The 22052-nt window shown below is 67.8% G+C and carries 22 protein-coding genes; 13 read left to right on the top strand and 9 right to left on the bottom strand.

The features are described from left to right. Positions 1-68 precede the first annotated feature (68 nt). From ASE63_RS09560 to recR, 3 genes are all read left to right on the top strand, one after another. Positions 69-1940 carry a DNA polymerase III subunit gamma/tau gene (locus ASE63_RS09560; protein WP_056800173.1) on the top strand — a complete coding sequence of 624 codons (1872 nt, stop codon included), beginning with the start codon at positions 69-71 and terminating at the stop codon, positions 1938-1940. 24 nt (positions 1941-1964) lie between these two features. After that, entirely contained in the window at positions 1965-2285 is a 321-nt protein-coding gene (locus ASE63_RS09555; RefSeq protein WP_056800170.1) for a YbaB/EbfC family nucleoid-associated protein, read from the top strand. A 152-nt stretch (positions 2286-2437) separates the two neighbouring features. Beyond that, a complete protein-coding gene (gene recR, locus ASE63_RS09550; protein WP_056800167.1) occupies positions 2438-3043 on the top strand; it encodes a recombination mediator RecR in 606 nt (201 codons plus the stop codon). Positions 3044-3050: 7 nt separating this feature from the next. On the opposite strand, the gene ASE63_RS09545 is transcribed toward recR, so the two are convergent. Further along, positions 3051-3689, bottom strand: a complete 639-nt coding sequence (locus tag ASE63_RS09545) for an outer membrane protein (RefSeq protein ID WP_162261742.1) — start codon at positions 3687-3689, stop codon at positions 3051-3053. Positions 3690-3975: 286 nt separating this feature from the next. On the opposite strand from ASE63_RS09545, the gene ASE63_RS09540 reads away from it, so the two are divergent. The 3 genes from ASE63_RS09540 (at position 3976) to ASE63_RS09530 (ending at position 7268) form a co-directional block, all read left to right on the top strand. After that, the gene (locus ASE63_RS09540) at positions 3976-5025 is read left to right on the top strand and encodes a YihY/virulence factor BrkB family protein (protein ID WP_056800162.1); all 1050 of its coding nucleotides are present in this window, start codon (positions 3976-3978) and stop codon (positions 5023-5025) included. A 15-nt stretch (positions 5026-5040) separates the two neighbouring features. After that, positions 5041-6282, top strand: a complete 1242-nt coding sequence (locus tag ASE63_RS09535; protein ID WP_056800159.1) for an FAD-dependent oxidoreductase — start codon at positions 5041-5043, stop codon at positions 6280-6282. A gap of 116 nt (positions 6283-6398) precedes the next feature. Continuing rightward, positions 6399-7268: a VOC family protein gene (locus ASE63_RS09530; protein WP_056800156.1), complete on the top strand. Its 870-nt coding sequence runs from the start codon at positions 6399-6401 to the stop codon at positions 7266-7268. A 121-nt stretch (positions 7269-7389) separates the two neighbouring features. Here ASE63_RS09530 and ASE63_RS09525 read toward each other — a convergent pair whose 3' ends face one another. After that, a complete protein-coding gene (locus tag ASE63_RS09525) occupies positions 7390-7719 on the bottom strand; it encodes a hypothetical protein (protein ID WP_156410282.1) in 330 nt (109 codons plus the stop codon). 224 nt (positions 7720-7943) lie between these two features. Then, positions 7944-8447, bottom strand: a complete 504-nt coding sequence (locus ASE63_RS09520) for a DUF992 domain-containing protein (protein ID WP_082609796.1) — start codon at positions 8445-8447, stop codon at positions 7944-7946. Positions 8448-8565: 118 nt separating this feature from the next. On the opposite strand from ASE63_RS09520, the gene ASE63_RS09515 reads away from it, so the two are divergent. Then, on the top strand, positions 8566-8799 hold the full coding sequence (locus ASE63_RS09515; RefSeq protein WP_056800146.1) for a hypothetical protein: 234 nt from the start codon (positions 8566-8568) through the stop codon (positions 8797-8799). A gap of 117 nt (positions 8800-8916) precedes the next feature. Here ASE63_RS09515 and ASE63_RS09510 read toward each other — a convergent pair whose 3' ends face one another. The 3 genes from ASE63_RS09510 to ASE63_RS09505 form a co-directional block, all read right to left on the bottom strand. Beyond that, on the bottom strand, positions 8917-9741 hold the full coding sequence (locus ASE63_RS09510) for an extensin family protein (protein WP_056800143.1): 825 nt from the start codon (positions 9739-9741) through the stop codon (positions 8917-8919). Positions 9742-9808: 67 nt separating this feature from the next. Further along, positions 9809-9973, bottom strand: a complete 165-nt coding sequence (locus tag ASE63_RS27170; protein WP_156410281.1) for a hypothetical protein — start codon at positions 9971-9973, stop codon at positions 9809-9811. Between the two features lie 161 nt (positions 9974-10134). Then, positions 10135-10935, bottom strand: a complete 801-nt coding sequence (locus ASE63_RS09505; RefSeq protein ID WP_056800141.1) for a response regulator — start codon at positions 10933-10935, stop codon at positions 10135-10137. Here ASE63_RS09505 and ASE63_RS28320 point away from each other — a divergent pair. The 3 genes from ASE63_RS28320 to ASE63_RS09495 are packed head-to-tail and all read left to right on the top strand — an operon-like array spanning position 10928 to position 13564. After that, a complete protein-coding gene (locus tag ASE63_RS28320; protein WP_244491354.1) occupies positions 10928-11374 on the top strand; it encodes a NepR family anti-sigma factor in 447 nt (148 codons plus the stop codon). The genes ASE63_RS09505 and ASE63_RS28320 overlap by 8 nt on opposite strands. Beyond that, positions 11361-11921, top strand: coding sequence for a sigma-70 family RNA polymerase sigma factor (locus tag ASE63_RS09500; protein WP_056800139.1), 561 nt, complete (start codon positions 11361-11363; stop codon positions 11919-11921). Before ASE63_RS28320 ends, ASE63_RS09500 begins: the two co-directional genes overlap by 14 nt. Continuing rightward, positions 11921-13564 carry a sensor histidine kinase gene (locus tag ASE63_RS09495; protein ID WP_056800135.1) on the top strand — a complete coding sequence of 548 codons (1644 nt, stop codon included), beginning with the start codon at positions 11921-11923 and terminating at the stop codon, positions 13562-13564. Before ASE63_RS09500 ends, ASE63_RS09495 begins: the two co-directional genes overlap by 1 nt. 2 nt (positions 13565-13566) lie before the next feature. Here the strand turns inward: ASE63_RS09495 and ASE63_RS09490 are convergent, their stop codons facing one another. The 3 genes from ASE63_RS09490 to ASE63_RS09480 all read right to left on the bottom strand — a co-directional run bounded on the left by ASE63_RS09490 (position 13567) and on the right by ASE63_RS09480 (position 16864). Beyond that, positions 13567-14457 carry a transglutaminase family protein gene (locus ASE63_RS09490; RefSeq protein WP_056800134.1) on the bottom strand — a complete coding sequence of 297 codons (891 nt, stop codon included), beginning with the start codon at positions 14455-14457 and terminating at the stop codon, positions 13567-13569. Positions 14458-14652: 195 nt separating this feature from the next. Then, entirely contained in the window at positions 14653-14931 is a 279-nt protein-coding gene (locus tag ASE63_RS09485; RefSeq protein ID WP_056800131.1) for a hypothetical protein, read from the bottom strand. A 124-nt stretch (positions 14932-15055) separates the two neighbouring features. Then, entirely contained in the window at positions 15056-16864 is a 1809-nt protein-coding gene (locus ASE63_RS09480; protein WP_082609794.1) for an ABC transporter ATP-binding protein/permease, read from the bottom strand. Positions 16865-17160: 296 nt separating this feature from the next. Between ASE63_RS09480 and ASE63_RS09475 the strand changes: the two genes are divergently transcribed. From ASE63_RS09475 to ASE63_RS27715, 3 genes are all read left to right on the top strand, one after another. After that, complete coding sequence (locus ASE63_RS09475) at positions 17161-17955, top strand: rRNA adenine N-6-methyltransferase family protein (RefSeq protein WP_156410280.1); 795 nt, start codon at positions 17161-17163, stop codon at positions 17953-17955. Between the two features lie 164 nt (positions 17956-18119). After that, entirely contained in the window at positions 18120-19316 is a 1197-nt protein-coding gene (locus tag ASE63_RS09470) for a GGDEF domain-containing protein (protein ID WP_056800126.1), read from the top strand. 1690 nt (positions 19317-21006) lie between these two features. Further along, a partial coding sequence (locus ASE63_RS27715; RefSeq protein WP_244491353.1) for a methyl-accepting chemotaxis protein occupies positions 21007-22052 on the top strand: 1046 nt, incomplete at both ends.

Genomic DNA, 22052 nt, shown 5'->3' with positions numbered 1-22052 from the left:
CGCCAAGCGGTGTCGCGGCCCGGAAATCGGCCGTTGACCCCCGCGCGACGAAACGCCAAACCAGACCGATGAGCGACGACACGCACGCAGCGCCCCCGGCCGACGAACCGGGTTTCGCCGGTTTCGATCCGGCCCCCGCGCCCTCTGCCGCGCCCGCGTCGAACGCCGCCTCGCCCTATCGCGTGCTGGCACGCAAATACCGCCCCGCGCATTTCGGCGACCTGATCGGCCAGGATGCGATGGTGCGGACCCTCACCAATGCCTTTGCGGCCGGGCGCATCCCGCAGGCCTGGATGCTGACCGGCGTCCGCGGCGTCGGCAAGACCACGACCGCCCGCATCCTCGCCCGCGCCCTGAACTACCAGACGCCGGATGGCGGCGGCGGGCCGACCACCGACCTGCGTGAGTTCGGCGTACATTGCCGCGAGATCATCGAGGGCCGGCATATCGACGTGCAGGAGATCGACGCCGCCTCGAACAACGGCGTCGACAATATCCGCCAGATCAACGACGCCGTGCGCTACGCGCCCGTCTCGGCCCGCTACAAGGTCTATATCGTCGACGAGGTGCATATGCTCTCGACCGGCGCCTTCAACGCCTTCCTGAAGACGCTGGAGGAGCCGCCGCCGCATGCGCGCTTCATCTTCGCGACCACCGAGATCCGCAAGGTGCCGGTGACGGTGCTGTCGCGCTGCCAGCGCTTCGACCTGCGCCGGGTCGATGCGAGCCTGCTGGTCGAGCATCTCTCGCGGATCTGCGCGGCCGAGGACGTCTCGGCCGAGGAGGAGGCGCTGGCCGCCGTCGCCCGCGCCGCCGAGGGCTCGGTGCGCGACTCGCTCTCGATCCTCGACCAGGCCATCGCCCATGCCGCCGGCACGATCACGCTCGAGGATGTGCGCTCGATGCTCGGCCTTGCCGACCGGGCCCGCGTCATCGACCTGTTCGAAAGCGTGATGAAGGGCGACATCGCCGCGGCGCTGGGCGAGCTCAGGGCGCAGTACGACGCCGGCGCCGACCCAACCGTGGTGCTGACCGATCTCGCCGAGTTCACCCATCTGGTGACACGGCTCAAGCTCGTGCCCGATGCGGTCAAGGACAACAGCCTCGCCCAGGCCGAGCGCGTCCGCGGCGGCGACTTCGCCCAGCGCCTGTCGATCCGCATCCTCGCCCGCACCTGGCAGATACTGCTCAAGGGGCTGGGCGAGGTGAAGCAGGCCGACCGGCCGATCATGGCCGCCGAGATGGTGCTGGTGCGCCTCGCCCATGCCGCCGACCTGCCGACTCCGGACGAGGCGCTGCGGATGCTGCGCGACGGCTCGGGCGCCGTGCCTTCGGGCCAGGGCGCTCCGTCCGCCATGCCGCGCCCGCCCTCGGGCGGCGGCAACACCGCGCTTGCCGCGCGGCCGATCCTCGCCAGCGCCAATCCGATGCCCGCGCCGGTCGCGCGCGCGGTCGCGGCCCCGGCCGCGATCGTCGCCTCGCTGGAAGACGTGGTCGCGCTCGCCTCGCAGAATCGCGACATCACGTTGAAGATCGCGCTCGAGCGCGATATCCGGCCCGTACGCTTCGAGCAGGGGCGGATCGAGTTTTCGCTCGTCGAGGGCGCCTCCCGCACGCTGGCGCAAGACCTCTCGCGCCGCCTCAAGGAATGGACGGGCCAGACCTGGATGGTCGCGGTGGTCAACGCCGAAGGCGGCGCGACCATGCGCGAGCAGGCCGTGGCGGCGAAGGACCAACGCGAGAACGACGCGGCGGCGCATCCTGCGGTCAAGGCGGTGCTCGAGCGCTTTCCCGGCGCCCGCATCGTCGATGTCCGCGACCCGCGCGCGGTCGCCGCGGCGGCGAATGCGGCGGAGCTTCCGGCGGCGGACGAGTACCTGCCCGACGGCGAGCCGCTGTTCGACGATGCCGAGCCGGATTTCGACGGCATCGATTTCTGAGATTCTCAAGGGAGACGAAACGCCATGCGCGACATCATGGGCCTGATGAAGCAGGCACAGGACATGCAGCAGAAGATGGCCGATGTGCAGGCCGAGCTCGACACGATCGAGGTCGAGGGCGCGGCCGGCGGCGGCATGGTCACCGTGACGATGACGGCCAAGGGCGTGCTCAAGGCGGTGAAGATCGACTCGTCGCTGATGGTGGCCGACGAGCGCGAGATCCTCGAGGACCTCATCGTCGCCGCCAGCAGCGACGCCCGCACCCGCGCCGACCGCGTGATGCAGGAGCGCATGGCCGAGATCACCAAAGGCCTGCCGATCCCGCCCGGCATGAAGCTGTTTTGAACTCACCATGTCATTCCGGGGCTTCGCGGAGCGAAGAACCCGGAACCCACGACCTGGTGCCGAGGCCCTTCTAATAAATTCGCCCGTACGGGGCGCCCGGTCGTGGGTTCCGGGTTCGGCCTGCGGCCGCCCCGGAATGACAGGTCAGGTCCATGTCCCGCGCCATCGCCGGCCCCGAGATCGAGCGGCTGATCCAGCTGTTGTCCAAGCTGCCGGGCCTCGGGCCGCGTTCGGCGAGGCGCGCGGCACTGCATCTCGTCAAGAAACGCGAGGCCCTGCTCGGGCCGCTGGCCGAAGCGATGGCGGTGGCGAAGGAGCGCATCGTCGTCTGTTCGAGCTGTGGCAATGTCGACACCAGCGACCCCTGCTCGCTCTGCCGCGACCCGCGCCGCGAGGACGGGCTGATCGTGGTCGTCGCCGATATCGGGGACCTCTGGGCGCTGGAGCGGTCGGGAGCCGTTCCGGGCCGCTATCACGTGCTCGGTGGCGTGCTTTCCGCGCTCGACGGTGTCCGGCCGGAGCACCTCTCCTTCGACCAACTGGTCAAGCGAGCCTCCGATCCGGCGGTGAAGGAGGTCATCCTGGCACTCAGCGCGACCGTCGATGGCCAGACCACCGCGCATTTCATCACCGAGCTGCTCGCGCATCTGCCGCTCAAGGTGACGAAGCTCGCCCATGGCGTGCCGGTCGGTGGTGAACTCGACTATCTCGACGACGGCACGCTCGCCGCCGCGATCCGGCAGCGCACGGGGTTCTGACGCGCGATCAGAACTTGTAGGCGACGCTCGCGCGCAAGGCGTGCGTATCCGCCTCGTGATGCACGCTCAGCCCCTGGAATGGGCCGCCGAAGGCATGGCCGACCTTGCCGAAATCGGTGTAGCGGTACTCGGCGCCGAGGATCAGGTTGTCGGTGTAGGCGAAGTTGACGCCGAGCCCGGCCGCCCAGCCGGTCTTCGAGCGGCTGGTATTGGCCGCCAGCCCGGTCGCCGGATCGAGGACACGATAGTCGAAATCGGTGAAGGCGGCGCCGCCGGTCGCATAGATCATGAAGCGGTCCATGGCGAAGCCGACGCGCCCACGCAGCGAGGCCTGCCAGTCGCGCCTGACCCGGGCCGAGATACCCGGGGCGACCATGGTCTCGCTGGCATCGAGTGCCTCGACATCACCCTCGACGCCCAGCACGATGCTGCCGACCTGATAGTTGAAGCCGGCCTGGGCACCGCCGAGCGCCGTGTCCGCCCCGTGGCGGAAGCGGGCGCCGCTGACGGCACGCCCGAAGGTGTCGGAGAAGCGCGTCCGCTCCTGCCCCCAGGAATAGCCGGCCTGCACGCCGAGATAGGCCCCGGTCCAGGAATAGAGGGCAGGCAGCGGCGGAGCCGGCGGCAGCAGTCCGTGAGCCGGCATGTCCGCCGCGGCGGCAGTTCCGATGCCGCAGAGGGCACCGCAGAGAAAGGCCAGGCCCGTCATACTCGCCTTGGGATGCATCGCCGTCACGCCTCTACGCGTCAAAGGAACCGGTCATCACGCCGCGAGAGACGGCGCGCATGCCTTTGATAAGAAAGCATTAAGGTTAATGATCGACTAACTGCGGCCGGAACGGGCCCCGCTGCGGGAACATTTCGCGGCGACCTGCGGTTGCTTCGGAGCGTTGCCATGACGAAGCTGGGCGCGGCAGCGGAGACGGTCCTGAATGTCCCTCCTGAAACGGATCACTGGCGCGGCCGGCGTGGGACTCGCGCTCGGGTATGTCACGGAGCTGGTCGGCTCGCGCCGTTCCCGCCAGAAGCACCAAGCCGCGCGGGGCCGTCTCGCCCGGACGCCGCTGCAGATGCCCTGGCTTGGCTGGAAGGACGTGCTGCTGCGCTTCGGCGGCAATGTCGCCGACAACCGGCTGAGCTCGCTCGCCGGCGCCGTGGCCTTCTTCACGCTCTTGTCCCTGGTGCCGGCGCTCTCGCTGCTGGTCACGCTCTATCGCTTCTTCACCGATCCGGCGACGATCGCCGGGCAGCTCGATGCGGTGACCACCGTGCTGCCCGCAGCGGCGCGCGACCTGATCCATGAACAGGCGATGCGGCTTGCGCTGCAGCCGGCCGTCACCCTGTCGCTGACCTTCACGGTCAGCCTGCTCGTCGCCGTGTGGTCGGCGAACGCCGCGGTCAAGGCGCTCTTCGATGCGCTGAACATCATCTATCGCGAGCAGGAGAAGCGCAGCTTCGTCTGGCTGAACATCATCTCGCTGATGACCACGCTGAGCGGCGTCGTGCTGCTCGTGGTTGCCCTCGTGGTCATCGCGAGCGTGCCGGTGGTCACGGCGTTGTTCCCCTTCGCCACCGAGCTCGAACGCCTGCTGCGCATCGTGCGCTGGCCGGCCTTCTACGTCTTCGCCACCCTCTCCATCGCCTGCCTGTACTGGATCGGGCCGAGCCGCGAGCGGGCCCGCTTTGTCTGGGTGATGCCGGGCGCGCTCGCGGCCGCGCTGCTCTGGGCCACCGCCTCCTGGGCTTTTTCCTGGTATGTCGGGACGCTCGGCAACTACACGGCAACCTACGGGTCGCTCGCAACCGTCGTCGTCTTCATGACCTGGCTCTGGCTGTCGGCGATGATCGTACTCGGCGGCGCCGAGCTGAACGCCGAGCTCGAGCACCAGACCGCGCATGACACGACAACCGGCCGGCCCAGGCCGCTCGGCAGCCGCGGCGCCACCATGGCCGACAAGATCGGCCCTCCGGCCGCCGGATAGGAGCCCTTCCCGACCATGCTCGATCCGGAAAGCACCCGCCAGGATGATCTGCGCAGCGGCCGCAGTCCCTGGCTTGCGGGCCCGCCGCGGCCGGCGAGCCAAGGGCTCGACCGCGACATCCGCTGCGACGTCGTCATCGTCGGCGGTGGTATCACCGGCGCGCTCGCCGCCGAGCATCTGACCGCGCTCGGGCATGACGTGGTGGTGGTCGACCGCGAGCGCGAGGGCTTTGGCAGCACGGCGGCCAGCACCGCCATGCTGCAATGGGAGCTCGACCTGCCGCTGCGCCGGCTCGCGGCGCTCTATGGTTTCGAGAAGGCGGCCGATGTCTATCGCCGCAGCTTCCAGGCGGTCGCAGGGCTGCGGGAGCGGGTCGCGACGTTGGAGCTGGGCTGCGCATTCCTGGCGCGGGACACGGTCTATCTCGCCGCCGGCGAGGTCGGTCCGCGCGAATTGCAGGACGAATATGAGCTCCGCAGGAAGGCCGGGCTGCCGGGCACACTCCTTCCGCATGCGGCACTGCTCGGCGCCTTCGGCCTCGACCGGGCGGCAGCCATCGTCTCGCCCGGCTCCGCCGAGGCCGACCCACTCTGCCTCTGCCATGCGCTGCTGGGCGTCGCCACCCGGCGCGGGGCGCGGCTGATCCGCGACGAGGCCATCTCCTTCGACGCGACGTCCAGGAGCGCGGCCGTGCTACTCTCGGGCGGGCGGACGATCGAGGCCGGTCATCTCGTGCTCGCCACCGGCTACGTCATGCCCGATGGCGTGAGCAGCGCGTTACATCGTGTCGCTTCGAGCTGGGCGATCGCCACCCTGCCGCAGCCGCCATCCGCGCTCTGGCCGGGCCCGGCCCTCATCTGGGAGGCATCGGAGGATTACGTCTACTGCCGCACCACGACCGATGGCCGCATCATCATCGGCGGCGAGGACGAGGAAACGGACGATCCGGAGCGGCGCGAGGCAATGGGCCCGGCGAAGATCCAGGCCCTGCTCGGCAAGCTGCGTGCGCTGGTTCCGGGTGCGGAGCCCACGCTCGGCCATGCCTGGTCCGGCGCCTTCGGGCAGACGGTCGACGGATTGCCGCTTATCGGGGCCGTGCCGGGCTTCCCGCGCATGCTCGCCGCCTATGGCTATGGCGGCAACGGCATCACCTTCAGCTTCCTGGCTTCGCGCCTGATCGGAGCCATGATCGGCGGGGCGGAGGCTCCCTGGTTCCGACATTTCGCCCTCGACCGTCCGAACCCTGCCCGGCTCTGAGCATCGCGATTGCGACGCTGCAATCGTCACCTTGCGAGCGGCGGGGGAGACAAGCGGGACGAAGGCGCCCATCTCTTGCGGGAGCGGCTAGGCGCCGCGATCGAACGGAGATTGCCATGCCTGCGGGCCATGACCACCAAACCGCCACACGCGTCTCGCTGGAAGCGCTCGATGCGCCTTTCCATATCGGCGCGGTGACGCTTCGGGTTCACGATCTTCCCCGGCTGATCGCCTTCTACCGCGACAGTATTGGGCTATCTGTGATCGAGCAGAGCACGGACAGCGCAATGCTCGGGATCGATGGCGAGGTGCTGGTGCGGCTCAAGACGGGCGCGACGCGACCGACATCGCCGGCCGGCCTTTTCCACCTGGCGATCCTGCTGCCGTCGCGAGTCGATCTCGCCGACTGGCTGGCCCATGCCGCCGTGTCTCGCGTCCCGATCGAGGGCGCGTCCGACCATCTCGTCAGCGAGGCCCTCTATCTCTCCGATCCGGAAGGGAACGGCATCGAGATCTATCGCGATCGCCCGCGTGCCGAGTGGCCGCGCCGCGACGGGGTGATCCAGATGGCGACCGAGCGGCTCGATCTCGACGCGCTGCTGGCAGAGGCCCGGCCCGGCGCCTATGGCGGCATGCCGAACGGCACCCGGATGGGCCATATCCATCTGCGCGTCGGCGACACCGCCGAGGCGGAACGCTTCTACGCCGACAAGCTCGGCTTCGATCTGATGGTGCGCTATCCCGGCGCGAGCTTCCTCGCCAGCGGCGGCTATCACCACCATATCAGCGGGAATATCTGGAGCAGCCGGGGAGCCGGTGCGCGGCAGCCGGGGGAAGCGGGGCTCGACAGCTTCGAACTGATCGCCCGCGAGGCTGCGGATTTCGACGCGATGAGGCAGCGCATCCTCGCAGGCCACGGCACCGAGACCGAGCAAGGCCCGGCCATCGCCGACCCCTGGGGCAACCGGATGGTCCTCAGGCGCTGATAAACCGCGAGAGCTGCGCGAGCCCTTACAAGCCGTTCGGCTAGCGTCTTTGATTGAGCAGACCGTCATTGCGAGCGCAGCGAAGCAATGACGGGAAAGTTGGTGGGCGCCGGGCCAGCGCTCAGCCGACGGCGGGGCGCGCCTGCTCGGCCACGACGCCGGAGATGAAGCTTGCGATCTCATGGGTGGAGAACGGCTTGCGCAGGAAACGCACCCTGCGCAGCGCCTCAGGCACCTCGCCCGGCGAGGACCCGGACACGAATGCGAAAGGAGTGCCGCTCGCAAGCAACCTCGCCGCCACGTCAAAGGTCTTGCCACCCTCGACATCGATGTCGAGCAGGGCGCAGGACAGCTTCATCGCCGACGCGCGACGGGCCTGGCTGACGGATCCGACGACGATCAGTTCCGCCTCTTCGCCAAGCTGGTCGGCGACGGCGAATTCGATGTCCATGGCGATGAACGGATCATCTTCGACAATCAGGACGCGGATATCAGACATTGTGTCTCGCCGCCTTTCCTACTTTACGCTTCTAACACTGTGATCCGGACAACTGGACAGGGTTGGCGTTGTTCCCCAATCATATCAGAACCACTGTCTTCTTTCGTCGAATTCGACTTAATTTGTCCCGACAAGGTTAGCGAATGGTAAGCCAGGCTCCAGGCGTCGCGCTCCTGTCAGCGCCGCCTGCCGGGGCGCACGAGGGACAGTTCGAGGCCGGTGACACCCAGCGCGACATTCACGCCGCGGGCCCCCTGCAGGGACAGCGGCTGCAAGGTGACCTCGTTGTTGTTGCCCCCCAGCAGCAGGTTCGCGCTGCCTCCGACCCCCGCCGAGGCTCCGGCCGTCGCGCCGCCATAGACGCCCGAAAGCGCCCCCAGTGGCGCGCGGGCGTAGGGACCGAACACGCGCCACGACATCGTGGTGCTGCGAATGGTGCCGAGATCGATCCCGAAATTGCGGACAACGCCGACATAGCGCTGCGCCGGCCCACGCCGCGGCGTGAAGGTGCAGTTCATCGGCCGTTTCGAGGTCACGACGAGGCCGAGACCGCTCCCGACATTACAGGTGAGGCGGCCGGCCGGAGGCCCCGACTGTGCAAATGAAGGAATGCTCGAAACCAGGAGGCCCGCCACCGCGACAACAGCAGCATGGAATGGCCGGGAATGCCGAATAATCATTGCGAGCTCCTGACATGAAAAATGACCATCAACGCCGCAGCGCCACCACAGTTCCGCGCAAGCTGGAACTAGTTAACGTTTATCGCGTTGTCGCGTCACTATCGCATTCGGAAAGCCGATGATCGTGAGCCAGAACCGGGCCGCCAACCTCATCCCCCTGCTGCCCGGCAGCGGCGACCCAGCTTGCCCCACGCCCTTCTGGGAGCTGGAGGAGTTGATCGAATCCGGCCTCGAACGCGACCAGGCTCTCGGGGTGATGTCGGTCAGGCGCGGGGAGAAGCCTTCCACACAGGAGGTGGAGGCGACCGCAGCGCCAGCGCAGCAGGGTGGCGAACTCGTCGCCGGCCCGTAGGGCGCGCTAGCGTTTGCGGAAAGGCACTGTCCCGGGGCAAGCCGGGCTGACGCGCGGTTACGGGAAAACCAGCATTCTCAAGGATAACGCTCTAAATAGCTTCTACCGCGCCGTCCCTCATTGACAGAATCGGCTCGACGCCGCGCGACGCATGCGGATGTCGACATGAAGATGGTCGGCATGGGCGGCATCGGAGCCAGGACCGAGGCTCGTCGCGAAGGCCCCGCAGGCCGATTGGCGCACCGCCGCGAGGAAGCGTTCATGGGTAGCGCCTTCCGGCTTCGCGACCACGACCGTCGCGTCAGCCTTGGCCCCCTCGGGCTTGGTCGCCTCCGGCTTGCCTTCGCCGGTCTTCGCTTCGTTAGCCTTGCCTTCGCTGGGCTTGCCCCCATTCGCCTTTGCTTCGCCGAGTACGAAGGCGAAAATGTCAAGTGCGCTGCCGGTGGCGTGCTCGCTCTGCGGGCCGTTTGCCGATCGGTTGCGACGCCTGCATTCGTGGCCGCCACCGACCCTCAGCGCGGTCAGTTCGCGCGCGAAATGCCCCTGCGCCAGCGGCGCCACGCTGGTTTCGAGCCAGTGGGCGACCACCGTCGCCGTGGCGCAGCTGAGCGTCGGCGGCGGCTGCAGCGCGATCTTTCGCGAACCGCCATTCGTGCGAACGGTCATCGCCTCGACGACCACAGGCTCGGCCACGACGCAGGCAGCGTCCTGCGCCGCCGGGTTCTCCGCCGCGCGCACGCCGCTGCCATGGGCGGCCGTCAGGGCGGCTAGACAGGCCGGATCGGCCGGGCGGGCAGCCTCCGCGGCCGGCTGATCGGCAGGCGCCGGCTTCGGCGCCTCCGGAACGGTCGGAGGAGGGGCGGGCAGATCCGCTGGGCGGCGGGGCGGCAGGCCCGACTGCTCGGCCTGCGGCTGCGCCCATCCTTCGGACGGGGTGGACATCAGGAATCCAAGCAGGACGGCGGCACAGGAGCGGTACCGGGCCGCCGAGCGGCTGCTTTTCCGGAGATCAGCTGTCAAGAGCCGAAGCGCTGGCCACTGCGATCGCGGTGGCGCCCGCCAGCGCGAGCGACAGGAGCTCGGAAATCAAGGCGCCTGGCGTTATGACGCCGCTGAACAGCGCTCCACCAATCGAGGTCGCGGCGACGGATGCGGCAATGCAGGTCATGGCCATGATCACACCTCCCCATATGACGAACCTCAACTCGACTCCGAACCAGCCGCTGAAACGCGGGGTACGGCTGCTTGTTCCGCCTCTCCAACGCCGGAATCGCCGCGGGCCGGGCGCAGAGCCGCCCGCGGCAGGAAGCCGAAAAGCCGCCGATCCCGGCCGACTCAGGCGGCCTTGCGACCGGCACGCCGGTCGAAGAACAGCGCCTGGCTGATCGCGGCCTTCACGGCCTCGGGCTGGAACGGCTTGGTGATGAGGAAGGCCGGTTCCGGACGATCCCCGGTGAGCAGCCGCTCCGGATAGGCGGTGATAAAGATCACCGGAACATCGATGCTGGTGAGGATCTCGTTGACCGCATCGAGGCCCGAGCTGCCATCGGCGAGCTGGATATCCGCGAGAACGAGGCCCGGGCGCTTCCTGGCGACGAGGGCGATCGCCTCGCGCTGGGTCCGCGCGACGCCGGTCACGGTATGGCCGAGCTCCTCCACCATCGTCTCGATATCGAGAGCGATGATCGGCTCGTCCTCGATGATCAGGACATCGGTCGCGACCTGTTCGGCGATCTCCTGGCCCGCCGCCTGGATGAGCCCGGCAGCATCGGCCGCGGACACCTCGATGATCGCGGCGACCTCGTCGATCGTGAACCCCTCGACCGTGCGCAGCAGGAAGGCCTGCCGCGGAAGCGGCGTCAGCGCCTCGAGATTGCGTTCGGCGGGGGAACGGCTCAGCGAGACGCCGGCGCCCGGCTCCACGGTGTTGATGGCGACTGAAGACCACAGCTTCAGGAAGATGCGGTACAAGGCGAGGCGGGGATTGAGGTCGCGCGGGAACGCGCTTGGGTCGAGCACCAGTGCTTCCAGCATGGCAACGACATAGGCGTCGCCGCTGTTCTGCGTCCCGGTCAAGGCGCGTGCAAATCGCCGCAAATAGGGCAGATGCGGCGCGATTTCCTTGGCGATGGACATCGAATATATCCTTTCAAAATGTGCCGAAAATGAGCACCTGCAGCGGCTTGCTGACAAGCAATTTATTTTTCGCGACAGCCGGAACCTTTTGACGAAACTGCCGTTGATAGGGAGTACGAGTGTCGGTATCGCCCATCGCGAGGCATTCCGGCTGGAATGGAAGACGTCCGGATCGGCTGGAAAAGCCGGCCGGAGCACCGGCGCGAGGGCTGACATGAACAATGTGGATTTAGCGATGGCCGCGACAGATGCAGGGGGGGATCCAGACGGCGAGGTAACCCTCGACCCAAAAGTGCAGGAGTCGATCGGGCGATCGCTGAGGGCACATTACGATGACATCGTGAATTCACCCGTGCCAGACAAGTTTCTGGTGCTGCTCGCCCAGCTCGAGGCAACCGAACATCGTGCTGCCGGAGCGTCGAACGATGAGCGCAACTGACTTCAAGGACGGCCTGATCAAGGAAATTCCGAATCTGAGGGCGTTCGCAGCGTCCCTTTCGGGATCTATGCAGCTGGCCGACGACCTGGTTCAGGACACCTTGCTGAAGGCGTGGGGGAACTCCGAGAAGTTCGAGCCCGGCACGAGCCTGCGCGCCTGGCTCTTCACCATCCTGCGCAATACCTACTACTCGCTCTATCGCAAGCGCGGCCGCGAGGTGCAGGACAGCGAGGGCACCTATGCCGAGCGCATGGCGACCCATGGCAATCAGGAGAGCCATCTCGATCTGGCCGACTTCCGCAAGGCTTTAGCGAAGCTTCCCGAGGAACAGCGCGAAGTGCTGATCATGGTCGGCGCCACCGGCCTCTCTTATGAGGAGACCGCCGAGATCTGCGGGGTCGCCATCGGCACCATCAAGAGCCGCGTCAACCGGGCCCGCACGAAGCTGGCCGAGCTTCTTTCGATCGGGAGCCTCGACGATCTCGGGCCGGACCGCCACAGCGCGGCCGCCATCCAAAAGGTCGCCTCCGAAGTCGCCGGGACGTAATGCGGCTCACGCGCTTCAGCACGGTACGGGCGCGCCTTCTGGCTCTGCTCGTAGCGATCGCATTGCCGATCGCCGGCCTGACCGCGCTCGCAGCCATCACCACCTACCAGACCGTGGTCACCGCGATCGAGATCGCACAGGCGCGCACGGCGGACGATTTCGCCGTGCGCGTGCGCGTCTGGAGTCGCGGCGCATTGCGCGCCCTGATTTCGGCCGGCTCCATGATCGCCAGCACCGGCCTGAACGGCGAGACCTGCCGGGCGCCCGCGCGCGAGATGCTGAATCGGATACCGGGCTACCGCGCGTTCCGGATCGTGCTTTCGGACGGCAGGGTCTGCTCCGCCTCGCTGGATTCGAGCGTCACCGACACCGAGCTCGCCGCGGCCTCGGGACAGCTCGCGGCCTTGCCGCAATCCATCACCTCGCCGGGGTCACGTCTTCCAGGAACGCGCTACGACTATGTCCGGGTGGGCGGGCGCGACCATCTCGCCATCCATTTCCGGGGCGGCGATGGGCTGCAGGAAGGGCTCCTGCTTGTCGATCCGGGCTTGCTGGACCAGGTCTTCGAGCTCGACAGCAGCAATGACGGGATGAATGTCGCCTTGGTCTCCAGCGGCGCCGCCGTCGTGGCGCATCGCGACCAGAACGGCAGCGATGCGTCCTGGCTCCCCGCCCATGAGGTCGTTCCGGCCAATTCGGAGCGCTGGGAAGCGGAGAGCCGCGCCGGCAAGTCGCGGACCTATGCGGCACGCCTGATCACCACGCCCGATTTCTACGTCATCGCCAGTTTCGACGACGGGCCCGAGCGCGCGGCCCGGATGCAGTTTCTCGCACTGCTCCTCGCCCCCCTGCTCACCCTGCTCCTGCTCGGCGTCGTCTATCTGCGCGCGATCGACAGGCACTGCGTGCGCTGGCTGCGCGGCATCGAGACCGCGGCGCGGGCGCCATCAAACCGGAGCGGGGCCCGAGCGGTCATCGCCGACGAGATGCCGTCCGACATGCGCAGCGTCGCCGAGGCCTTCAATACGATGGTCGACGAGCAGGAGGTGCGCCGGCGGCGGCTCCAGACCGCGCTCGACGACAACCGCTTCCTCGTGCGCGAACTGCATCACCGTGTGAAGAACAGCCTCCAGGTGGTGCAGAGCTATATCGGGCTCACCAAGCGCGACTATCGCGACGATGCGCGGCTGGCACTGGCCGATGCGGAATGCCGCGTCCATGTCCTTTCCGCCGCCTACCGCTTCACGCTGGCCGATGGCGAGATGCAGCCGGTGCGCGTGGATCTGTTCATCGAAGACGTGGTCACGATGATCGCCAATCTCCTGCGTCGCCGCGACCAGTGGGTTTCGAGCCGGCTCGACACAGCCGCCACACTCTCGGTAGACCGGATCATCCCGCTCGGCTTCCTGGTCGTCGACGTCGCCTCGCGCGTGCTGCGGGAGTCGCCGGGCGTCAGCATCACGATCATTGTCCGCGACATCGACGAAGCCACGCTCGAGGTCGCGCTCGAGGCGGATCGCGATATCGTGCCGAGCGAGCCTCCCAGACTGTTCGCCGGCCTCGTCGCGCAGATCGAGGCGGTCCAGGCCGAGCGCGCCGTGGGGCACAGGCTCGGCAGCTGGCATGTCAGGCACAAGGCCTGAAATCAGCCTCGGTCGCCCGGTGGAGCTTCGACCGGCTCGATCGTCACGCCGACGCCGAGGCCGAGGAACGAGCCGTCCGGCCCCGTGAAGCTTCCCGCGACCGGTGACGCATCCTCGGGAACGCGGGCAACGGCGACCCTCAGGAGCTGCCGATCGGCGACGAGGTCATTGGTCGGGTCGAATTCGACCCAGCCATCCCCCGGGATGAAAACCTCGGCCCAGGCATGGGTGAGACCGACCGTGGAGATCAGCCCCGCAGCGTCGGGGGTGCGGTCATGGATATAACCGGTGACGAAGCGGGCCGCGAAGCCCATGCGCCGGGCGAGCTCGATGAACAGCCAGGCATAGTCGCGGCAGGACCCTGCGCGCAGGCCCAGCGTGTCGACAGGGTGCTGCGTGCCCTCGTCGTAGCGAACGGCATAGCCCAGCCCGGCATGGAGCGCATGGGCGAGGTCCCGCAGCAGATGGCCGCTCCCCTGCCCGATGCGGGCCCGGAAGTCGGCGAGCCACTGGTCGAGAACGCCATCGGGGTCCGCGGCTGCCAGACAGAGATAGGGCTGCAGCACGGCCTGTTCCCCCGCGCTGTAGACCACTCCGGTGATCCCCGCGGCGGACTTGATCTCGGTGTTGGGGAGCGCCGAATCGAAACGCTCGATAACGAGTTCGCTGATGATGTCGAGCGTATCGGCCGGGGCATCGAAATGCGCGACGGCGACCGAGTTGCCATAGGCGTCGTGCATCCAGCGCAACTGCGCCGTGGGCGAGATCGAAAGCGCCGTGTCGAGCACGCGAAGGTCGAAGCTGTCGCGTGGGCGCAGCATCAGCCGATGCGGCCCAAACATCACCGGCACAGCATAGCGGTAGGTCGTTGAATGCCGGATGCGCAGACGCATCGATCCTCCCCGGCGCGTTCTGGCCGCCTAGTCGATGGCCCGCCCGCCAAAAAACAAGCCGCCCAAGGGCGGCTTTAGAGTAGGGCGCGCGAGTTGCACCGCTTGCTCAATGCACGAGGCAGCGAAAGGTTCCGCGTGCCGGGCCGCCGAAGCGAAGGCACCGGTTTAACCCGGCCGCCTCAGCGCAGGACCGCCTCAGCGCAGGACCGCGCGGTTCGCGTTAGACAGCATCGCCTGCTGCGAGCCGCCGATGGCGCGCTTGGCGACGTCGTCCGAGCGCTGCGAGGGATCGACAGCGGCGAAACGCGCATCCGTAGGCAGCTGACGTTCGATCTTTGCCTGCGCGACGGCAGACGAACTGTCGGAATTGGTTTCCTGAAGGCCGGCTCCCAGGGTCAGGGCGAAGACTGCCGCCCCCATGAAGCCGAAGAACAGGCCGGCGCGCTTGATGGGGGCAAGGCTGTTATTCAACATCTGTCTCTCCCGACGCCTTGGCCGGACAAGGATCGCCCGGCTTCAGGAGAGAAACGCCGCGAGGCCGGGCGGGTTCCGACGTGGCGCGAGAACCGCGCGATCACATCGGCGAGAGCGCATCGGTTCAGGCGGCTTCGTCATTGGCCGCTGTTCGGGTCTTGAACAGACGCCAGAGCGATTTGCCGAGCCGCCGCGAGGTTAAGTGAGCGCCGGCGAGGTGCTTCTCCAGCGTGATCTTGCGGTCGTGGAAATCCTCGAGGCCGGGGCGATGGCCGACGCTGATGACCGTCGCATGGGCGAGATCGCTTTCGAACAGGGAGAGCAGCGCGGTCTGGCTGTCCTCGTCGAGCGCCGACGTGGCCTCGTCCATGATGATGATATCGGGCCGATGGATGAGAAGCCGCGCGAAGGCGACGCGCTGGCGCTCGCCACCCGACAGGATGCGGTCCCATTTGTCCTCGTCGTCGAGCCGCTTGGCGAGATAGCCCAGGCCGCATCGTTTGAGGGCTGCGACGATGGTTTCGTCGGGCACCGGCGTGGCCGCTTCCGGATAGAGCAGCACGCTGCGCAGGTTGCCCATCGGCAGATAGGGTTTCTGCGGGACGAAGGCGACCGTCTTGCCGCGCGGCATCGCGATAGAGCCCGAGCCCCAGGGCCAGAGACCCGCAAGCGCGCGGATCAGCGTGCTCTTGCCCGTGCCGCTTTCGCCGACGATCAGCACCTTCTCGCCGAGGCCGATCAGCACCGTCGCGTCCGCGATCACGATCCGGCCATTGCTGTGGGCGATCGAAAGCCCGTTGAGCTGGATCGCACCATCATCGCTCTCGGTATGCTCGACCCGCGTCTCGTCAGCCATGATGGTGCCGATGTCGAGGCCTTCGAGCGCCTCCTGCAATTCGTCGACGCGCGTCACCGAGGCGAACCATTCGGCGAGGCGGACGACGTTGTCGACGAACCAGATCAGCGCGGCCTGCACGGCGCTGAACGCCGCCACCACCTGCATCACCGCGCCTAGCGACACCTCGCCGGCGAGATATTTCGGTGCGATCAGCAGCAGCGGCACGATCGGGAAAAGAGCGCCATTTGTGTTGAGCACCAGGGCGATGACCCCCTGCTGCTTGATCACCCGCAGCCAGGCGGCGACGACGCGGCGGTAATTCTCGCCGACGGAGCTGCGCTCGTCCGCATCGCCGCGGATCAGCGCGATGCTCTCGGCATTCTCGCGCAGCCGCGTCATCTCGGCTCTGAACTGCGCCTCGGTCTCGTTCTTGGCGGCGATGCGCGCGACCAGCGGCCGCCCCGTCAGATAGGCGGCGAGCGAGGCCAGTGCGGCATAACCGATCGCGGAGATTGCCATGTAGCTGGGGATCACGATCTCGGTGCCCGCCAGCACGAAGTGGGCGGAGCCGGCGACATGCCACAGGATCGCGGCGAACGTCGCAGCCGTGACGGCCGCGCTGATCAATCCGATCGCGAATTCGACGAGGGGCTCGATCGCGAGGCGGACATCCTCGGCGATGCGGTATTCCGGTGCCGCCTGCTCCTCGGCGACGAATTGCAGCCGATAATAGCGCTGGTCGGCGATCCACCAGCCGGCGAGACGGTTCGTCAGATACTCGCGCCACCGCATCTGAAGCAACATGCGGCTGATCACCAGAGCCGAGAGGCTCAGCGCGGAAGCAGCGACCAACAGTGGCAGCCATCCCGCGGCGCCCCAGGCTGCGGCGGCATCGCGCTTTTCGAGCGCATCGAAGAACAGCCGGTTCCAGGTATTGACACCGACGGCGGCGCCGAGTTGGGCGCCGACGAAGACAAGCACCGCGATCGTCAGCCCCCAGGCCCGGAGCCGCGTCTTGCCCTGCCAGAAGGGTAGCGCCGCCGCGAAGAAGCGGCGCATGCGCGAACGGCGGGCGAAGCGCGCTCTCTCAGTCATGCAAATCGCAACTCCAGCGCTGCATCCAAGAGCCACCTAGCGGCGTGGCTTGCCGGGAACGCTTGCCCGTCGCGACGGTTCCCCCGGCGTTGGGAATGCGAGCTCCGTGGAGGAGGGCTTCAAGGCCGAAAGGAGGGAGGCGGCGCCCTGATCGGGCGGGTTTCTGCGGGTTGCCCCCCGGCAATCTCAACAGGCGGCGGCATCAGGGCTTGGCTCAGGAGCACTCTTGACCCCATATGACGCGCAGGTAACGTTCGCACGGCGCCATGGCCGTGCCTCCTTCCGTCAGGGGAAACATGTCAGCCACGTCCCACCGCCGGCCCTCGCAGGGGCGATCGCTGGCCGCTCGCCTCGGGCAGTCGCGCGTCGCCTCGCGCCTCGAGGACGAGGTGCGGGTCACGGCCGCCGATCTGGTCGACAGCGTCGCCGAAGCCCGGCTGAAGGTCGCGGCCGTGCGCTACAAGGTGCAGGACGAGGTCCGCAATAGGACCGAGAAGCTGCGCAGCAGGGTGAGCGAGGCTCGCAACAAGCTCGGCGACGAGGCGCGCTTCATCAAATCCTGGATCGACGACCCGCTCCGCACCGGCTCGGTCACGCCGTCGAGCCCGGCCCTGGCGCGGCGCATGGCATCCTTTGTCGACCCCGCGCTGCCCGGCCCCGTCATCGAGATCGGCCCCGGCACCGGGCCGGTGACCGAGGCGCTGATCGAGCGTGGCATCAGCGAGGACCGGCTGATCCTGGTCGAATACAGCCCGGAATTCTGCAAGCTGCTGCGGCAGCGCTTCCCGCGCGCCACGATCGTCGAGGGCGATGCCTACGCGTTGTCGACGACCCTTGCCGGGTATCTGCAGGACAAGGCCATCGCGGTCGTCTCGAGCCTGCCCCTGTTCAACCAGCCCCCGGTGATGCGGACCGCCTTGGCAAAGGATGCCTTCACCCTGCTGATCGACGGCGCGCCCTTCATCCAGTTTACCTATTCGGTGGTCTCTCCCGTGCCGCGCAAGGGTTCCGGCCTGAAGAGCTTCGTTTCGGACTGGGTTTTGCGCAACATCCCACCCGCCCGCGTCTGGGTCTACCGCCAGACGGGCTGAGACTTCCCCGGCCAGGATTGCCCAGCCAGGATTGCCCAGCCAGGAATTGCGCACGCCGCGCATGATCGCGCAACGATCGCAGCCGGCACCAACCCAATCGTAATACTTCCTTTCTAAGAACCCCTCGAGACCGCGGCGGCGCGAACGAGGACACTGCACCGAAAATGAAAGGCGAGGCACCGCGTTTCAGCCTGCCGCGATGGCGCTTCACCCGCTGGCTGGCGGATGCCGGGACGGATGTGCCTACCGAGATCCGGGTCGCGCTCGTCGGCGGCCTCTACGGCACGCTTCCGATCTTCATCGGCGGCGTGGCGAACACAGTGGCGGTGTCGCTGCTGATCTCGCTGCGAATCCCGACCTGGCCATTCATCCTTTGGTGCGTCTTCGAGGTGGTCTGCTGCGCCACCCGCCTCGTGGTACTGCTGATCGCCCAACGCCGCGCCGCACGGCACGAGCCGACCCCGACCGATCTCTATCTCCTTCTTGGCGTCGCATGGGCCGCGGGCGTCGGCTTCGGCACCTTCATCAGCCTGACCAGCGGCGATTGGGTGGTCGCGTCGCTGGCCTGCCTCTCCGCCGCAGCCATGGTCGGGGGCATCTGCTTCCGCAATTTCGGCGCGCCGCGCATGGCCGGGCTGATGATCTTCATGACGCTCGGCCCCTGCTGCTTCGCGGCACCGTTCCTGGGCGAGCCGATCATGCTGATCGTCTTCCTGCAGATCCCGTTCTACCTCTACAGCATGACCAAGGCTGGTTACCGGCTCAACGCCATGCTGGTTACGACGATGCAAGCCGAGCGCGACCACGCTTTCCAGGCCAGGCACGACATGCTCACCGGCTTGTCGAACCGCGCCGGGCTGGCCCAGGCGCTCGATGCAAGCCTCTCCCGCTCCGCGGACGGGCCGAGCCTCGCCTTCATCTATCTCGACCTCGACGGCTTCAAGGCCGTCAACGACACGCATGGCCATATGGCCGGCGACCAACTCCTGCAGCTCGTATCGGAGCGCCTGCGCCGTTTGATCCGCACGGGCGACCTTGCGGCGCGGATCGGCGGCGACGAATTCATCGTGCTGTCCGACCAGGTCGGACGCGCCCAGCTGAAGCGGTTCGGCGAACGTCTGGTCCGCGACATCTCGCAACCCTACGACCTCGACGACCGCACGACACTCCGGATCGGCGTGTCGGTCGGGATCGCGCTCGCACCCGAGCACGGCAGCGACATGGAAAGCCTGATGAGCGCCGCCGACAACGCGCTCTACCAGGCCAAGTCGGGCGGCAAGTCGCGCTGCGTGATTGCGACCGCCGCGATGCTCGCCGCTCCGCGGCGCGCGCTCGCCCGAGACGCGGAGCGGCTGCAGTGAGCCTTTGGCTGCTCGCGCGTCCCGTCATGCGGCATCGCCGGGTCGCGCCATTGCCCCTGAGGCACTCTCCGATGCCGAAAATATCAGCAGCGCGCTCGCCGGAAAGAGAAAATCTTAATCATAGCGACGCAAGCTCCGCGACAGGATAAATCGGCAACGTCGCAGCATCCAATCATGTGGCGCGCGGACGCCGCCTTGACCCGGATGGTGCCTGTGCAGTTCTTCCCCGCCTCGATCAAGAATTACCTCGTCGCCACCATGGCCTGCCTCTGCGTTCCAGGGGTCGGCGCGCTGACCTATCTGGCCGCACAATCCTGGGGCGAGGTGCGCACCAATATGCGCCTGGCCGACCTCGTCGAGGCCGATCGCGCCTTGCTGCTCACCGGCAACCTGATCCGGAGCAATCGCGGCCAGGCGCAGACCGCGATCCAGGCGCTCGACGATCCCAAGCCCGTCGTCGCGAGGATCGAGCAGGCGAACCGCGGCGAGGTGGCGAATGCCGTGGCACGGCTGAAGACCACCGATCTTGCCGAGCGTGACGCCCTGGCCGAGGCGATCCTGCGCCAGGACAAGGCGACCGAGGCAAAACTCCCCGACATCCACGCCGAGGCTGCCAAGCCGAAGGCGCAGCGCAGCCTCGCCGCCACCATGCCCTGGTACAACGGCGTCGGCGACATCGAAGGCGCGCTGGTGAAAGCTTCGAACGCGACCGCCAATGCGGTCAGGCTGGCCGACCCGGTACTTGCGGACCTGCAGGCATTCAAGGCGGCAGGCTGGCGCGTCCGCTCCAGCTACGGGACCCAGTGCTCGGTACTGCGCCCGGCGCTGGGCTCCGGCAAGGCGCTTGAACCCAGCCAGTGGCGTGCGATGGGTGAGCTGCGCGGCGCGTCCAGCGCCGGCGTCTCCCAGCTCCAGCAGCTTGCTGCACGCCCGGGCGTCGGGGCCGAGCTGGTGCGCAAGGTCGGCGCGATGTCGACCGAGGTCCAGGCTGCCAACCGCTTCATGGACGATCTGATCGGACGCCTGGGCGCGGGCACCGGCCCGGTGATCTCGCCCGAGGAATGGACCAAGCAATGCAACGGCCCCTTCGCCGGGATCGTCGCCGCGGTCGAGCAGTCGCTCGACGACATGGCGCAGACGACGCAGGCCAAGCTCGACCGGGCCTGGCTCGGGCTTTCCGTCATCGGCGCGCTGCTGGCGGCCCTGCTCACCGTCTGCGTCGTCAGCTGGCGCGGTGTCCAGCGCCGCATCACCAGGCCGGTCGTCGCGCTGAAATCGGCGCTCGACGTGATGCAGGCCGGCGATTTCTCGCAGCCGATCCCGAAAACCGCCTCTCCCGACGAGATCGGCGCGCTGAGCGGCGCTCTCGAAGCCTATCGCGAGAACGCGCTGGCGCTCGACGCCAGCCGGCGCGACCGCGAGCTGGCGATGCTGGCCGACAGCCAGCAGGCCGCCAATGTCCAGAAACTGCTGGGCGAGGTCGCGACCATCGTCGCGGCTGCCCAGGCCGGCGACTTCTCCGGGCAGGCCCGCGTCGGCGATGTCGGCGGACCGCTCGGCGATCTGGTCGCGGGGATCAACGAGATCAACGCGGTGGTGGATTCGGCGACGAACGAGTTCTCGCGGGCGCTGTCGGCGGTGGCCGGGGGCGACCTGACGGTGCGGGTGGATTCGGCCTATCGCGGCAAGNGCGGTGGTGGATTCGGCGACGAACGAGTTCTCGCGGGCSCTGTCGGCGGTGGCCGGGGGCGACCTGACGGTGCGGGTGGATTCGGCCTATCGCGGCAAGTTCGCCGAGCTGAAGGGCGCGATCAACGAGACGGTCGACCGGCTGTCCTCGACGGTGCGCACGATCCAGGTGACCTCGGCCGATGTGGGCTTAGCCGCCCGCGAGATCAACATGGGTGCCGACGACCTCTCGATGGCCGGGGGCGACCTGACGGTGCGGGTGGATTCGGCCTATCGCGGCAAGTTCGCCGAGCTGAAGGGCGCGATCAACGACACCGTCGACCGGCTGTCCGCGACGGTGCGCACGATCCAGGTGACCTCGGCCGATGTCGGGCTGGCCGCCCGCGAGATCAACATGGGTGCCGACGACCTCTCGAAGCGCACCGAGGAGCAGGCCTCGAGCCTGGAAGAGACCGCCGCCACCACCGAGGAGCTCGCGGCCTCGGTCAAGGCCTCGGCCCAGGCCTCGAAGGAGGCCGCCGCCATCGCCGACGATGCGATGCAGGCGGCGCAGTCGGGCGGGCTGATCGCCGGCCAGGCGGTCGAGGCGATGGCGCGCATCGAGAGCGCCTCGACCAAGATCTCCGACATCATCCGGGTGATCGACGACATCGCCTTCCAGACCCTGGAAGAGACCGCCGCCACCACCGAGGAGCTCGCGGCCTCGGTCAAGGCCTCGGCCCAGGCCTCGAAGGAGGCCGCCGCCATCGCCGACGATGCGATGCARGCGGCCCAGTCGGGCGGGCAGATCGCCGGCCAGGCGGTCGAGGCGATGGCGCGCATCGAGAGCGCCTCGACCAAGATCTCCGACATCATCCGGGTGATCGACGACATCGCCTTCCAGACCAACCTGCTGGCGCTGAACGCAGCCGTCGAGGCGGCCCGTGCTGGCGATGCCGGCAAGGGCTTCGCGGTCGTGGCCTCCGAGGTGCGCACGCTGGCGCAGCGCTCCAGCGCCGCCGCCAAGGACATCTCCGGCCTGATCTCGTCCTCGAACATGGAGGTCGG

This window comes from Allobosea sp. Root381, from assembly GCF_001429395.1.
Taxonomy (GTDB): Bacteria; Pseudomonadota; Alphaproteobacteria; order Rhizobiales; family Beijerinckiaceae; genus Allobosea.
The sequence above is the reverse complement of the archived record's forward strand: the minus strand, read 5'-3'. Positions and strand labels throughout refer to the sequence as shown.